This window comes from Pseudomonas sp. PDM18, from assembly GCF_014852585.1.
Classification (GTDB): domain Bacteria; phylum Pseudomonadota; class Gammaproteobacteria; order Pseudomonadales; family Pseudomonadaceae; genus Pseudomonas.
In genome coordinates, this window is record NZ_JACVBX010000003.1 from 17732 (window position 1) to 32000 (window position 14269).

The window sequence follows — 14269 nt, forward strand, 5'->3', positions numbered from 1 at the left end:
ACATTTTCGAAAAAGACCGCATCACCGTTCGTTCCACCGACCAGCGGCTATGCTGATTCGACGGCCGTTCCAGGCCAGCCATGGAGGAAGAGATGGGAAAGAAGAGCAAGGCGAAGAACCCGGCCCCCGAGCAGGCCGGGAAGATGAAGAACAAGGAGTACGAGGAGCACCTGCGCAAACTCTCGGTCGAACTGGTCAAGCTGCAGGAGTGGGTGGTGAGCAAGGGCCTGAAGGTCTGCATCATCTTCGAAGGCCGCGATGGCGCCGGCAAGGGTGGCACCATCAAGGCGCTCACCGAGCGAGTCAGCCCGCGGGTGTTTCGTGTGGTGGCGTTGCCCACGCCCACCGAGCGTGAGAAGTCCCAGCTCTACGCACAGCGCTACATCAAGCACCTGCCGTCCGCCGGTGAAGTGGTGATCTTCGACCGCAGCTGGTACAACCGCGCCGGCGTCGAGCGAGTGATGGGCTTTTGCACCGAGGAACAGGCCGACAAGTTCCTCGCCGTGACACCGCTGTTCGAGCGCATGCTCACCGAGTCCGGCATCATCCTGCTGAAGTTCTGGCTGGAGGTCAGCCCCGAGGAGCAGGAGCGCCGCCTGAAGGACCGCATCACCGACGGTCGCAAGACCTGGAAGCTCTCGCCGATGGACCTGAAGTCCTTCACTCGCTGGGACGACTACACCCGTGCCCGCGACCTGATGTTCGCCGCCACCGACTCGCCTTGGGCACCCTGGATCGTGGCGCCGTCTGAAGACAAGAAGCGCGTGCGTCTGAACGTGATCAACCACATCCTCAAGCACGTTCCGTACAAGACCATCCCGCAGGACGAGGTGAAACTGCCCCGGCGCGGCAAGATCGGCAAGTACAAGAGCCCCGACTATCCCATCCACTACATTGACGAGGTCTTCTGAGGCCAACCGGGGCCGGCGCCCGCCGGCCCTGGATCAATCGCCAGGCACGCCCCCGGAGCACCTTGACCTGGGGCCGGGGTGCACGCCGAACCAGCAAGAGAAAGCGGCAGGCGTACTTTCAGGCGCTCCAGCGGCTGTGTTCGCGAGCAAGCTCAGGCAATGGCGCCAAGATAACGCTCCACCTCGCCAGACAACCAACCGGCAAACGCCGCCACCTTGGCCTGGGTAGCCTGGCGCTCGGGCCATACCAGCCAGTAGGGGAAGCCATACGGCACGCGCAGATCACTCAGCGCCACCAGCTCGCCACTTTCCAGCGCCCCGGCCACCAGGCTGCGCCGTTCGAGACCAATCCCCTGCCCCATGCGCACCGCCTCGATGCTCAGGTTGGAGTCGTTCACCACGAACTCCGCCGGCTCCTGGGGCACCGCCACGCCAGCCGCCTGGCACCAGCCCAGCCAGGACTCGAAGCCTGTGACGCGCGGGCAGCAGAGGATCTCCGACGGCGTCCGGGGCAGACGTCCGCCATTGAAGTCCGGCGCGGCGACGACCACCACTTCGTCCTCGAACAAATGGTCCTGCGCCAGCCCTTCCCAGTGGCCCTGGCCGATGCGGATCGCCACATCGGCCAAGCCCTGGCGCAAGTCCATCACTTCCAGGCTGGCCAGCAGGCGCAGGCGGTACTGTGGATAAGCTGCGCGGAAGCCCGGCAGGCGCGGCAGCAGCCACTTCTGGCCGAAGGAAGGGGTAAGCGCCACCACCAGCTCATCCTCACCCGGACGCGCTTTTGCCAGACGGGTCGCCTCGGCGATATCGCGCAGCGCGCCGCGAATCTGCAGGGCATACAGGCGGCCTTCCTCGCTCAGGCGCAAGCCCCGGCCCTCGCGCTGCAATAGGATGATGCCCAGCAGGCTTTCCAACTGGCGCACCTGCTGGCTGATGGCCGAATGAGTAACGTGCAGTTCGCTGGCGGCGAGGGTCACGCTGCCGAGCCGGGCAACGGCCTCGAAACTGCGCAGGGCTGAAAGCGGCGGCAATGCACTCATGTAAGTTTTCCTAACCAAATTGGTCACTAATCGTCGCTATTTCCCAGCTGCCAAAGCCGCTAGATTCATGGCCACTTAGCGGACAGCCGCGCCAACCACGATGCAATTTCCACTAACAGGATGTGCCCATGCAACAGAAGCTTCCGCACCTGATCGGCATGCTCGACTCGCCCTACGTGCGCCGCGTCGCCATCACCCTGCGCCTGCTCGGCATCGAGTTCAGCCACCAGTCGCTGTCTGTGTTCAGTACCTATGAGAAATTCCGCGGCATAAACCCGGTGGTGAAGGCGCCCACCCTGGTGCTGGGCGACGGCCAGGTATTGATGGATTCCACCCTGATTATCGATTGTCTCGAACACCTGGCCGGGCGCAGCCTGATGCCTGCCGAGCCCGCCGCACGGGTGCGCGCCACGCGCTTGCTGGGCCTGGCCCTGGCGGTCATGGAAAAGTCGGTGCAGCGCTACTACGAGCAGCAGCGGCCGCAGGAAAAGCAGCTCGCCACCTGGCAGGAACGGGTCGACCAGCAGTTGCACGCCGCCCTGGCGCAGCTGGAGAGCGAGCTGCGCGAGATGTCGCTGGATGTCGGCGCACCGCTGGACCAGGCCGGGCTGAGCATCGCGGTGGCCTGGACCTTCGTGCAGCTGCTGCATTCCGAAGACATCCCGGCGCAGAGCTATCCGGCGGTCCGCGATTGGACGCAACAGGCCGAAGCGCTGGACGTTTTCAAGGCCTTCCCGCCGGTGTGATGCGCCCCGGCCCCGGGCAACCCTATCAGTCCCTGGGTAACTCCTCGTGCTGCTGCCGGGTAAAGCGCAGCAGGCCGAAGCAGATGAAGAAGCCGCAGAGCGCCAGCCCGGCGGCGACCAGGAAGATCGACGCGTAGCCGTGACGGGCGGCAACCAGCCCCATCAGCGGGCCGGCGATGCCCATCGCCAGGTCGAAGAACAGCGCGTAGGCGCCCAGTCCCGCGCTGCGGCTGCTGGCCGGGATGCGCAGCACCGCCTCGACGCCCAGCGACGGATAGACCAGCGACAGACCGCAACCGGTGAGCGCCGCGCCTAGCAGGGCAAAGCCCGGCCCCGGCGCCTGCCAGAGCAGCAGCAGGCCGAAGACCTCCACGCCGAGGCAGACCACCGCGACGGCAAAGCCGCCGAAGCGATTGACCATGCCGGAAAAGATCAGCCGCGCACCGACGAAGCAGACGCCGAAGGCCGTCAGGCACCAGGCCGGGTTCGCCCAGCCTTGGCTGCCGTAATAGAGAGTGATGAAGGTCGCCAGGGTGCCGAAGCCAATGGAGCCGAGCATCACGCACATTCCGTAGGGCAGCACGCGGCCGAGCACCGCGTGAAAGGCCATGCGCACGCCGGGGATGATCGGGACCTCCGCACGACCACGGGCTGCCAGCCAGCCCAGCACGGTGAGCACCAGGATGCTTACGCCCAGGCTCCAGAGGCCCAGCGAGGCCGACATGGTCACCCCCAGCGGCGCCCCGATGGCGATGCCGCCGTAGCTGACGATGCCGTTCCAGGAAATCACCTTGGCGGTGTTCTGCGTGCCCACCAGCGCAATGCCCCAGCTCGCCGTACCGATGCCCAGCAGCCCCTGCGCCAGGCCGAACAGCAGGCGACTGCCGAGCAGCAGGATCAGGCTCACCCGGGTCACGGCTTCGAAGCTGGTGGACGCCAGCACCAGCACGCCGCCGGCGCCCAGAACGCCCAGGCCGTAGAGCACGGCGCGCTTGGCCCCATAAGTATCGGCTACGTAGCCCGCCAGCGGGCGGGACAGCAGGGTGGCGATGTACTGCAGGCCAATCACCACGCCGGCGATCACCGTCGAATAGCCCAGGCCTTCGTGGACGAAGCCGGGCAGCACCGGCAGCAGCAGGCCGATGCTCAGGAACAGGACGAAGGTAAAAAAGACGGTCGCGAGGATGCGCAGGGTGACGGAGGCGGTTCGCTGCTCGGACGAGCTCATGGACGGGCCTGGCGGTGGGTGGCGGAGCGTGTTCGGGGACGATTGAAAGCAGGCTATCTATTTCCGCCGCAATTGCCAATCCGAACCTTGCTCGGCGGCAGGGGCTCCTATAGTTGTTCCAATGCCGCGCGCCGTGGCGGCGCGCTCCACTTCAACCCAGGAGATCGCCATGGATACCAGCCAGCACAGCCTGAGCGCCCTGTTCAAGCAACTGGGCCTGCCAGAAGGGCGCCAGGAAATCGATGCATTCCTCGGCAGCCACCGCCTCGCCGAGGGCCAGAAACTGCCGGACGCGCCATTCTGGAATGCCGCCCAGTCGCAGTTCCTGCGCGAGGCGCTACAGCAGGATTCGGATTGGACCGAGGAGGCAGACGAACTGGCGGTGCGGCTGTCCGACTGAGCGCCCCGCGGCGGCGCCCGTTCAGCGGCTCTACTTCAGATAAGAGCGCAGCACGCCCATGACCTGTTCCAGGTCTTCGTGGCGCTGCGCCGCGGTACGATCCTCGGCGCCCAGGTGGTCACGCAGGTGGCCTTCGAGCACTTCGGCCATCAACCCGTTCACCGCGCCGCGGATGGCGGCGATCTGCTGCAGGATCGCCGCACATTCGCTGCCCGCCTCCAGCGCCCGCTCCAGCGCCTCGCTCTGGCCCTTGATGCGCCGCACCCGGGTCAGCAGCTTCTTCTGGTCCTTGATGGTATGTCCCACGTCAAAACTCCAAAGGTATACTGGGGTATAGTATCCAGACTGATCCTACGGACCATCATCATGCAGCACGCTGCCCACCCGCAAGACGGTCGCCACGACCATCAGTTCCATGAAGGCAATCCCCTGGCCGAACGCAACACCCTGCGCGCCGCGCTGCTGACCGTGGTGATGATGGTGGTGGAGATCGCCGGGGGCTGGCTCTTCAACTCCATGGCCCTGCTCGCCGACGGCTGGCACATGAGCTCCCACGCCCTGGCGCTGGGGCTGGCGTTCTTCGCCTATGTGGCGGCGCGGCGTTTCAAGGGCGACGCGCGCTTCGCCTTCGGCACCTTCAAGATCGAGATTCTCGCCAGCTACACCAGCGCCATCCTGTTGCTGGGCGTGGCGGCGCTGATGATGTTCGAGTCTGTCGCACGGCTGCTCTCCCCTTCGCCGATCCATTACCAGCAGGCCATCGCCATTGCGGTCATCGGTCTGCTGGTGAACCTGGCTTGCGCCTGGCTGCTGCGCGGCGAGCATCATCACCACGGCCATGATCACGCTCATGGTCATGACCACCACCACGGGCATGACCATCACGACCATGGCCACGACCTGAACCTGCGCGCCGCCTATCTCCATGTGCTGGCCGACGCAGCCACCTCGGTGGCGGCAATCATCGCCCTGATCGGCGGGCTGATCTGGGGCGCCGCCTGGCTCGACCCGCTGATGGGTATGATCGGCTCGGTGCTGGTGGCTGTATGGTCGGTGGGCCTGCTCAAGCAGAGCGGGCGGGTGCTGCTGGACGCGGAAATGAACGACCCGGTGGTGGAGGAAATCCGCGAGGTGGTCGCCGAGCTGCCCTATCCGGCGCGCATCACCGACCTGCACCTGTGGCGCGTGGGCAAGTCGCGCTACGCCTGTATCGTCAGCCTCGCCAGCAGCGGCGAACTGACGCCCGAGCTGGTGCGCCAGCGCCTGCAGGTCCACGAAGAACTGGCGCACATCACCGTGGAGATCAACCTGATTCCCGCCTGAGGACGGCCCATTAAAAGACCGGAAGTCGTGGCGGCTTTGACGGCCGCCACGCCGCTGCGGCCTAATGCGCAGCCTGTCGAACCCGGTCGCCTGCCTGCATGTCCAGCTCCCGCTTCTCCACCGCCCAGCAACGCGCCAGCATCCTGCACCTGCCCGCCGGCCCCTGGACGACGGTGCTCGACTGCCTGTGCGCACGCTTCCCGGCGATCAGCCGCGACACCTGGCTGGACCGCATGGCGCGCGGCAAGGTGCTGGACAACGACGGCCAGCCCATCGGCCCCGACCACCCCTACCGCGAAGCGCTGCGCATCCATTACTTCCGCGAGGTGCCGCAGGAAGCGCCGATCCCCTTCCAGGAGAGCATCCTGTATGCGGATGAACACCTGGTGGTGGCGGACAAGCCGCACTTCCTGCCGGTGACGCCCGCCGGCCAATACGTCGAGGAAACCCTCCTCGCCCGACTCACCAGGCGCCTGGGCAACCCGCAGCTGGCGCCGCTGCACCGCATTGACCGGCTCACTGCCGGGCTGGTGCTGTTCTCCGCCAATCCGGATAACCGCGATGCCTACCAGGCGCTGTTTCGCGAACGGCGTATCGACAAGATGTACGAGGCCATCGCCCCGGCGCTGCCGCATCAGGAATTCCCGCTGGTGCATCGCTCGCGGATGGTTGAGGGCGATCCCTTCATCCGCATGCAGGAAGTGGACGGTGAGCCCAACAGCGAAACGCGCATCGAGGTGCTGGAGCAGCGCGGCGAGCTTTGGCGCTACGGGTTGCATCCGGTGTCCGGCAAACGTCACCAGTTGCGCGTGCACATGTCGAGCCTGGGCGCGCCGCTGTGCTTCGATCCGCTCTACCCAACGCTGCCGCCGCGCGGCGAGCGGCCAGCTGAAGACTTCGACAAGCCACTGAAGCTGCTGGCCCGGCAATTGGAGTTCGTCGACCCGATAACCGGTGAGGCACGGCATTTCAGGAGCCAGCTGGAACTGACCTGGCCTTCCATCAATTTCATCGATGGTCACCCTTAAGACGATCCATTTCCGTCGATTGCGGCCCGGGTGTTTTCATAGCTCCACCCCAAGGAGAGAAAGCATCGGGAGCCCGATCATGAGTTACAGCGCCAAGTCCTTTTCCGCCCTCGTCAACGCCCTGCGTGCCGACGGCATCACTCGCCCCGAACAGATGGCCCGCCAGCCCTTCCGCAATGCCCAGGGCTTCTGGTCCGCGGTGGCCAAGAAATGAACCTTGTGCGGCGACTCCCGCCTGCGCTGCGCATGGATGCGGTGATCGTCCTCTACGCCATGGCCGCGGCCTGGCTGGTGTTCTCGGGACTGTAATGCCGGGCCGAGGAGACAGACACCATTGAAAAGGGCAGCCATGGCTGCCCTTTTTCGTACCCCGCGCGGCCCTGCCGCGCTCCGTCCTCACTTCTTCAGACAAGTGCTCATGAACGCCTTGCGTTCGTCACCCTTGAGCGCCTTCTTGGTCGCATCGGCGTTGCAGGTCTTCATTTTTTCCTGCTGCGCCGTCGTGGCCTTGGTTTCGCCGCCGCCAGCCTTCAGGCAGGTGCTCATGAACGCCTTGCGTTCATCGCCCTTGAGCGCCTTGGTGGTGGCATCGGCGTTACAGGTTTTCATCTTCTCCTGCTGCGCGGTCTGCGCGGCGGTAGCGGCAAAGCCTTGCGCCGAAAAAAGCAGAGCCAGGACGAGCAGCGGAATCCGAACGGTGGTCATGGAGTGGTCTCCCAGGGTGGAATTGCCACTCTGAGCGTAGCTTGCAGCCCAGTATTCGCGAGGGCTGCGACGCGATCCTACACGTCATCCCGCCCGGCCCGCGTTGATTCGCACACGGCAAAAAAATAAAGTGGTTATATATAAATTCGAATTGATAATTTTTTGAAATATAAAAAATGCCGCAGTATGGCGCTGCCACTCATTCGGTACGCCAGGAACCTGCCATGTCGCTGTTGACCCTTCCCAATGCCCGCGAGCAAACCAAGTCGGTCCGCGCCACGGTGCTGGTGTTCAAGGACCCGCGCTCGCAGGAGCTGCTCAACCGTATCGAGCGCCTGGCGCCCAGCGAAGCCAACGCGCTGATCATTGGCGAGACCGGCACCGGCAAGGAACTGGTCGCGCGACATATCCACAAGCTCAGCCGCCGTAGCGGTGCGCCCTTTGTGGCGGTGAACTGCGGTGCGTTTTCCGAGACGCTGGTGGAAAGCGAACTGTTCGGCCACGAGAAAGGCGCCTACACCGGCGCCACCAGCAGCAAGGCCGGCTGGTTCGAATCGGCCAACGGCGGCACCCTGTTCCTCGACGAGATCGGTGACCTGCCGCTGAACATGCAGGTGAAGCTGCTGCGCGTGCTGCAGGAACGCGAAGTCGTGCGACTGGGATCGCGCACGCCTGTGCCGATCAACGTGCGGGTAGTCGCCGCCACCAACGTCAACCTGGCCGACGCCGTAGTAGCCGGACATTTCCGCGAGGACCTGTTCTACCGCCTGCACGTCGCCACCATCCGCCTGCCGCCGCTGCGCGAGCGGCCCGGCGACATCCTGCCATTGGCTGAATTCTTCCTGGAAGAGCACTGCCAGCGCCTGGGCTACAACCGTGCCTCCCTGAGCCCCGAGGCCGAGCGCAAGCTGCTGGGCCACACCTGGCCGGGCAACATCCGTGAGCTGGAGAACGCCATTCACCACGCTCTGCTGGTGTGCCGTAACCAGCAGGTACAACCGGGCGACCTGCAACTCGCCGAGCTGCCATCGGCGCCACGCCATGACTCGCTGCGCCACGAAGCCTTCCCCCACGCCCTGGCTCCCCGCGTCGAGGCCACCCTGGAGCAGGCGCTGCTGGAACTGTTCGAAAGCAACAAGCCCGACCTCTACGAGCACGTCGAGGAAGTGCTGTTCCGCACCGCTTACCACTTCTGCCATGGCAACCAGTTGCAGACCGGCCGTCTGCTGGGCATCAGCCGCAACATCGTCCGCGCACGCCTGGAAAAGATCGGCGAACTGAACCTCAGCCGCACCGGCTGAGGTGAGCTCAGCCCGCGCCAGCTGGGGGGCGAAACCGTCCGTCGGCGATCCCCGCCCGACCTCCCCCCGCGAAAGGTTATAATCCGCGCCGTTTTTGCAGTCCGCACGCCAGTGCAAGCTGAGCGTCTACACTTCCAGGGTGCCGCCCTGGCGGGACGTCGACGGCCAGCAAACGGCACATCGTCATCGGCTGCCAGTCACCCTCTTCAAATCATCAGCTTTTAGTCATCAGCTTTCAGTCATCAGGAATGATCGTGACCAAAGACGAACTGCGCGCGGAACTGGAGCGCCAGGAGCAACGTTTCAAGGATGAACAGGGCGGCGAAGTGACCCTTTATGCCGCCCAGCCCGAACCCGGCAAGAAACCCTGGCGCAAGCGACCCAGCGTGCAGGACAAGGCCTTCGACCGGGAACTGGAAAGAATCGAAGAAGAACGACAGAAAAAGGATCAGGAAGGCGCTTCCGTTTAAATCGCAGGTACGGCCCCAGGCTGAAAGACCCGCCCGAATCCGTTGTGGGGAGTCTTGAAGCGATGGGCGAGCAGCGCTCCGTGGGGGAGCCCGCCAGTTGGCCTGCAAACACTCATCCGATGGGCCGGCGGCCCGCGTGGAAGCATTGCAAACTTTTTCCACCCTGCCTGAAAGCGCCGTGCGACGAGGCGTCGCGCAAATTGGAGAAACCGTTTCAGGCTAAATACGGTGCTCCAAGCTTCTGGCATAATCGCCGCCCCGTCTCCGACCGGTCATAGAATTTTCATGTTCGATCTCTTCAGCGGACTCGATGTCTGGGTGGGTGTCAGCCTGGTGCTGGCACTCACATTCGTCCTGGCGTTCGAGTTCATCAACGGCTTCCACGACACCGCCAACGCGGTGGCCACGGTTATCTATACCAAGGCCATGTCCCCGTACCGCGCGGTGATCCTCTCCGGCATCTTCAACTTCCTCGGCGTATTGCTCGGCGGCGTTGGCGTCGCCTACGCGATCGTCCACCTGCTGCCGGTGGAGCTGCTGATCAACGTGAATACCGGCCACGGTCTGGCCATGGTGTTCTCGCTGCTCGCCGCGGCCATCACCTGGAACCTGGGCACCTGGTACTTCGGCATCCCCGCTTCCAGCTCGCACACCCTGATCGGCTCGATCCTCGGCGTGGGCCTGGCGAACGCCCTGATCAACGGCGTACCGGTGGCCGACGGGATCAACTGGGGCAAGGCCATCGACATCGGCCTGTCGCTTATCTTCTCGCCGCTGGCCGGCTTCGTCGTCGCCGGCGCCCTGCTGATCGGCCTGAAGTGGCTGTACCCGCTGTCGAAGATGCACAAGACCCCGGAAACCCGCCGCGACGTCGACGAAAAGAAGCACCCGCCATTCTGGAACCGCCTGGTACTGGTGATCTCGGCCATGACCGTGAGCTTCGTGCATGGCTCCAACGACGGCCAGAAGGGTATCGGCCTGATCATGCTGGTGCTGATCGGCATCGTCCCGGCGAAATTCGTTCTCGACCTGAACAGCACCACCTACCAGATCGAGCGCACCCGCGACGCCGCCATCCACCTGCAGCAGTTCTACAACCGCCACTCCGATACCCTCGGCGAGATGCTCGCCCTGGGCAAGGCCGGCGAAGCGGACATGCCTGACCTGTACCGCTGCGAGCCGAAACAGACCGAAGCGACCCTCAAGGGCCTGCTGAGTGATCTGCACGGCGTTTCCAGCTACAACGACCTGAATGACGACGAGCGCGTCCAGGTGCGCCGCTACCTGCTGTGCCTGGATGACACCGCGAAGAAGGTCGGCAAGCTGTCCGAGCTGCCGTCCCGCGAGAAGGCGGACCTCGAGAAGTTGCGCAAGGACCTGACCAGCACCACCGAATACGCGCCCTTCTGGGTGATCATCGCGGTGGCCCTGGCGCTGGGCATCGGCACCATGGTCGGCTGGAAGCGCGTGGTGCTCACCGTCGGCGAGAAGATCGGCAAGCAGGGCATGACCTATGCCCAGGGCATCGCCGCCCAGCTTACCGCGACCGCCGCCATCGGCATGGCCAACATCTACAGCCTGCCGGTGTCCACGACCCATGTGTTGTCCTCGGGCGTGGCGGGCACCATGGTGGCGAACCGCAGCGGCCTGCAAGGCAGCACGATCCGCAACATCCTCATGGCCTGGGTGCTGACCCTGCCGGTGTCGATCGCGCTGTCCGCCGGCCTGTTCTGGCTGTCCTCGCGCTTCATCGGCTGATCCCGCGCCGCGCACCACGAAAAACGCCTGCATCCGCAGGCGTTTTTCATTTCCGCTCGCTCAAACGGTGATGGTCTGCCTCGGCAGGCGGATGACGAAACGCGCACCGCCCTTGAAGTTATCCACAGACAGGCTGCCGCCCATGTTGCGGATCAGGTCGTGGCTCACCGACAGCCCCAGCCCCGTACCCTTGCCGATCGGCTTGGTGGTGAAGAAGGCCTCGAAGATGCGCTCGATCACCGCCGGGTCGATGCCGCCGGCGTTGTCGCGCACGTGCAGTTCAACCCAGCCGGGGTCCGTGCAGGGCTCTTGCGACACGCCGACCCAGCGCGCGCCCTCGTTTCCTCGTCCAAGCAAGGCGTCACGGGCGTTGGCCAGCAGGTTGATCAGCACCTGTTCCAACTGGTCGGAATAGCCCCGCACCACCACCCGTTGCGCCGGCGGCCGGCATTCCAGGGTGATGCCCTGCTGGGTGAGACTTTCCCCCAGCAAGGCGACGGCACCTTCACAGGCGTCATAGGGATCGAAGGGCGCGGCCTCCAGCTCCGACTTGCGGCTGAATACGCCCATATGGCTGATCACCCGCGAGAGCCGCTCGATCTGCGCGTCGGCTCGCTCGAGCTTTTCCTTCAGGTACTCCGGTTCGCCGAGCTTCTGCCGTGCGTTGTAGAGGGACATGCGCATGACGTGCAGCGGCTGCTTCATCTCGTGGGCCATGCCGCTGACCATCTCGCCCAGGCTGGCCATCTTCGCGCCTTGGGCCAGTTGCTGCTGGGCGTGGCGCACAGCGGTGTTGTCGCGGCCCACGGCCTGGATTTCCACAAGCCGCCCCTCGGCATCCAGCAACGGCCGGTCCGACCAGATCAGCCAGAGGTTGCGCTGGCCGGGGAGGCAGAAACGCAGCTCCCAGGAATCGTCCGCCACACTTTGGCCGCCGCCGACCAGACGTGCACGCAAGGCGCTGCAGTCCTGCTCGGACAGCCACTCGTCGAGCCGCCGGCCGAGCAGCGCGTCCACCGTCTCGCCCAGCACTTGGGCGAAGGTGTGGTTGATGAAGGTCAGCTGCAGGTCGGGGTCGTAGCGGCAGATCAGCGCCGGAGAGTCCTCGACCAGCACGCGATAGCGCTCCTCGCTCTCGGCGATCTGCAATGCGGCCAGGTGCTGCTCGGTGACATCCAGCCAGAGGCCGACGGCCTCCTGCGGGATGCCCTGGATGTCGCGCAGCAGCTTGGCCTCGTCGTACAGCCAGTGCCACTCTCCAGCGCTGTCGCACAGGCGGTACTCGGTGCGCACGCGGCCTTCGCGCAGCAGCTCGCGGCCACGGTCGAGGAAGACTTCCAGATCTTCGGGATGCACGCGCTCGGCCAGCGCCTGCCAGTTCTGGCCCTGCAGGTCGAGGCCGAGCAGGTTGCCGGCGCTCTCGCTGTAGAACTCGGGGATCAGGTGCCCCTCCTCCACCCGCTGCACGTAGATCACCACCGGGGCGCTGTCGATCAGGTTGCGCAGCCGTGCGTGGGCCGCCAAAGCCTGTTCCTCCTGCAGCTTGCCCTCGCTGATATCCAGCAGCACGCCGTCCATCAACTGGTCACCGGCGCGCGCCTGCCGTCGGCCCTGGAGCCGCAGCCAGCGCCTCGTCTGGGTGGACGAAGCACCGCGCAGGCGCAGGTCCTGGACCAGCCGCCCGCCCGGTTGCAGGTTGCGCAGGCGCAGGCTGAGTTCATCGGCGTCGGCGGGGTGCAACTGGCTCAGCAGGTCAACCAGCGGCAGCTGCAGCTGCCCGGCGGGCAAACCCAGACTAGCCGCCACTGCGGGCGATAGTTCGAACAGGCCCTCGTCGACGTGCAGCCGCCACCAGCCACCGCCCACCATGTCCTGCAGCAGGTTAAGGCGCCGGCTGCTGTCGCGCAGGCTGTGCAGCTCGGTACGTTCGTGGACCAGGTTGGTGAGGATCTCCGCCAGGTACTGCCAGTCGCTCGGCGCTAGCCCCGGCCAACTGCCGCCATGTTCCATCGGCTCGGCCAGCAACCCGGCCAGTCGCCCACCGCGCACGGGGGCCGGGATCAGGTAGAGCTGGGCGCAGCACAAGATTTGCAGCAGCTCCGACGGGCTGCCATCGGCCCCCAGCAGGCATGCACCGCTGGCGGTCCGCAACTCATCGCCGGGCACCGTCAGGTTTTCCCGCAGCAGGCTGTCGAAGCCGGGCTGCACATAGCAGGCAAAGACCCGCAGGCTCTGGTCCGGCGCCTCCAGCAACAGGGCCATGCTGCGCATGTGGAAGTTGCTGCAGAATGCCTCCAGTACCTCACCGACGGCCTCGCCGAGGCGGCGTTGCGAGCTGTGGCGCAGGCGCGCCAGCAGCAACTTGCTGAGGCTCAGGCATTGCAGCTTGTGCTGCTGGCTGTCGGACTGCCAGTTCAGGTCGGAGATATCCGTGCCCAGCAGCAGACAGTGCTCGTTGGGCTGCAGGACCGCCCGGAAGCGGCAGACCAGCGGCAGGTCGCCGGAGCTGCGCAGCACCAGGTCGAGCCGCTCGCCGCCGCGCAGGCTGGAAACCTGCATGCCGCCGGGAATACGCCGGTCCAGATAGTCCCCTAGCCCGGGCAGCTCGCCGTTGCCCGGCACCGGTGGCAGCAGACGGTGTGCCTGGCTGCCGCCACGCGCGATGACGCGATCGCGACTGTCCAGCTCCAACCACAGGTCCCAGTGGCCAGTCACCACGGGCTCGGCCAGTTCCTCCACCGGCAGCGCCGGACGCCGGCGTGCCGCCAGGGGCCGGCTCGGCACCGGGTTGTCGTTCATCTCATGCTGGCCGCGAGGCCTGGAGCGCCAGAAATCGAACATCCGATGCCTCAGAGCAGGACGCTGGCGGTGCCGCTGAGCACATCGGGCAGGCGCGGCACCGTGCCGATCCCCGGCAGGGTCAGGAGCGGGACGATGGGCGAGGTGGCGTAGGGATAGCTGACGCACACCCGGACGCGCGTGTACTGGCGACCCGAGACCGTCTCGGTCACCGGGGTGTCCATGAATTGCCCGCTGTAGCAGCCGTTGCGCCAACTCGTCGGCATCCAGCTCAGGCGCTGGGTCACGGCATTATCCACAGCCGCTTTCAGGGCGGCGCTGTAGCCACCCGCGGCCTGGGGATTCACCGAGACGGCCACTCGCGCGCCCGCCGCCGCCGCATCGTTGAACGACTGCAACATCAGCAGTGGCACGCAATAACCAAGCAGTCCATAGAGAACTGCGAAGAACAGGACAAATACAGCGGCGAACTCGATAGCCACCGCGCCTCGTTGAGTGCAACGTCCGCCGACTCCGTTCATGCGCAATACTCCCGGACCAACTTCCAACTTGAATGA

The 14269-nt window shown here is 65.3% G+C and carries 15 protein-coding genes; 9 read left to right on the plus strand and 6 right to left on the minus strand.

Annotated elements, in window-relative coordinates; translation table 11 throughout:
- Positions 1 to 92 precede the first annotated feature (92 nt).
- Positions 93 to 911, plus strand: a complete 819-nt coding sequence (ppk2, locus tag IB274_RS08050) for a polyphosphate kinase 2 (RefSeq protein ID WP_192431499.1) — start codon at positions 93 to 95, stop codon at positions 909 to 911.
- A gap of 152 nt (positions 912 to 1063) precedes the next feature.
- On the opposite strand, the gene IB274_RS08055 is transcribed toward ppk2, so the two are convergent.
- Positions 1064 to 1954, minus strand: coding sequence for a LysR substrate-binding domain-containing protein (locus IB274_RS08055; RefSeq protein WP_192431500.1), 891 nt, complete (start codon positions 1952 to 1954; stop codon positions 1064 to 1066).
- Positions 1955 to 2082: 128 nt separating this feature from the next.
- Here IB274_RS08055 and IB274_RS08060 point away from each other — a divergent pair, with 128 nt between their 5' ends.
- Positions 2083 to 2700: a glutathione S-transferase family protein gene (locus IB274_RS08060; protein ID WP_192431501.1), complete on the plus strand. Its 618-nt coding sequence runs from the start codon at positions 2083 to 2085 to the stop codon at positions 2698 to 2700.
- A gap of 25 nt (positions 2701 to 2725) precedes the next feature.
- Here IB274_RS08060 and IB274_RS08065 read toward each other — a convergent pair whose 3' ends face one another.
- A complete protein-coding gene (locus IB274_RS08065) occupies positions 2726 to 3928 on the minus strand; it encodes an MFS transporter (RefSeq protein WP_192431502.1) in 1203 nt (400 codons plus the stop codon).
- A 169-nt stretch (positions 3929 to 4097) separates the two neighbouring features.
- Between IB274_RS08065 and IB274_RS08070 the strand changes: the two genes are divergently transcribed.
- On the plus strand, positions 4098 to 4328 hold the full coding sequence (locus IB274_RS08070; protein ID WP_192431503.1) for a DUF2789 domain-containing protein: 231 nt from the start codon (positions 4098 to 4100) through the stop codon (positions 4326 to 4328).
- A 30-nt stretch (positions 4329 to 4358) separates the two neighbouring features.
- Here IB274_RS08070 and IB274_RS08075 read toward each other — a convergent pair whose 3' ends face one another.
- On the minus strand, positions 4359 to 4634 hold the full coding sequence (locus IB274_RS08075) for a metal/formaldehyde-sensitive transcriptional repressor (RefSeq protein ID WP_024764116.1): 276 nt from the start codon (positions 4632 to 4634) through the stop codon (positions 4359 to 4361).
- 60 nt (positions 4635 to 4694) lie between these two features.
- Here IB274_RS08075 and dmeF point away from each other — a divergent pair, with 60 nt between their 5' ends.
- The 3 genes from dmeF to IB274_RS29820 all read left to right on the plus strand — a co-directional run bounded on the left by dmeF (position 4695) and on the right by IB274_RS29820 (position 6893).
- Complete coding sequence (gene dmeF, locus IB274_RS08080; protein WP_192431504.1) at positions 4695 to 5651, plus strand: CDF family Co(II)/Ni(II) efflux transporter DmeF; 957 nt, start codon at positions 4695 to 4697, stop codon at positions 5649 to 5651.
- Between the two features lie 98 nt (positions 5652 to 5749).
- A complete protein-coding gene (locus IB274_RS08085) occupies positions 5750 to 6679 on the plus strand; it encodes a pseudouridine synthase (protein WP_192431505.1) in 930 nt (309 codons plus the stop codon).
- A gap of 79 nt (positions 6680 to 6758) precedes the next feature.
- On the plus strand, positions 6759 to 6893 hold the full coding sequence (locus tag IB274_RS29820; RefSeq protein ID WP_017519380.1) for a hypothetical protein: 135 nt from the start codon (positions 6759 to 6761) through the stop codon (positions 6891 to 6893).
- Positions 6894 to 7075: 182 nt separating this feature from the next.
- Here IB274_RS29820 and IB274_RS08090 read toward each other — a convergent pair whose 3' ends face one another.
- Positions 7076 to 7384, minus strand: a complete 309-nt coding sequence (locus IB274_RS08090) for a PsiF family protein (RefSeq protein WP_045209676.1) — start codon at positions 7382 to 7384, stop codon at positions 7076 to 7078.
- Positions 7385 to 7608: 224 nt separating this feature from the next.
- On the opposite strand from IB274_RS08090, the gene IB274_RS08095 reads away from it, so the two are divergent.
- From IB274_RS08095 to IB274_RS08105, 3 genes are all read left to right on the plus strand, one after another.
- On the plus strand, positions 7609 to 8685 hold the full coding sequence (locus IB274_RS08095; protein ID WP_192431506.1) for a sigma-54 interaction domain-containing protein: 1077 nt from the start codon (positions 7609 to 7611) through the stop codon (positions 8683 to 8685).
- Positions 8686 to 8939: 254 nt separating this feature from the next.
- Complete coding sequence (locus IB274_RS08100) at positions 8940 to 9155, plus strand: hypothetical protein (RefSeq protein ID WP_081517536.1); 216 nt, start codon at positions 8940 to 8942, stop codon at positions 9153 to 9155.
- 285 nt (positions 9156 to 9440) lie between these two features.
- Positions 9441 to 10913 carry an inorganic phosphate transporter gene (locus IB274_RS08105; RefSeq protein ID WP_192431507.1) on the plus strand — a complete coding sequence of 491 codons (1473 nt, stop codon included), beginning with the start codon at positions 9441 to 9443 and terminating at the stop codon, positions 10911 to 10913.
- A 60-nt stretch (positions 10914 to 10973) separates the two neighbouring features.
- Here IB274_RS08105 and IB274_RS08110 read toward each other — a convergent pair whose 3' ends face one another.
- On the minus strand, positions 10974 to 13754 hold the full coding sequence (locus tag IB274_RS08110; RefSeq protein WP_192431508.1) for a PAS domain-containing sensor histidine kinase: 2781 nt from the start codon (positions 13752 to 13754) through the stop codon (positions 10974 to 10976).
- Positions 13755 to 13762: 8 nt separating this feature from the next.
- Positions 13763 to 14233: a TadE/TadG family type IV pilus assembly protein gene (locus tag IB274_RS08115; RefSeq protein WP_192431509.1), complete on the minus strand. Its 471-nt coding sequence runs from the start codon at positions 14231 to 14233 to the stop codon at positions 13763 to 13765.
- Between the last annotated feature and the right edge of the window lie 36 nt (positions 14234 to 14269).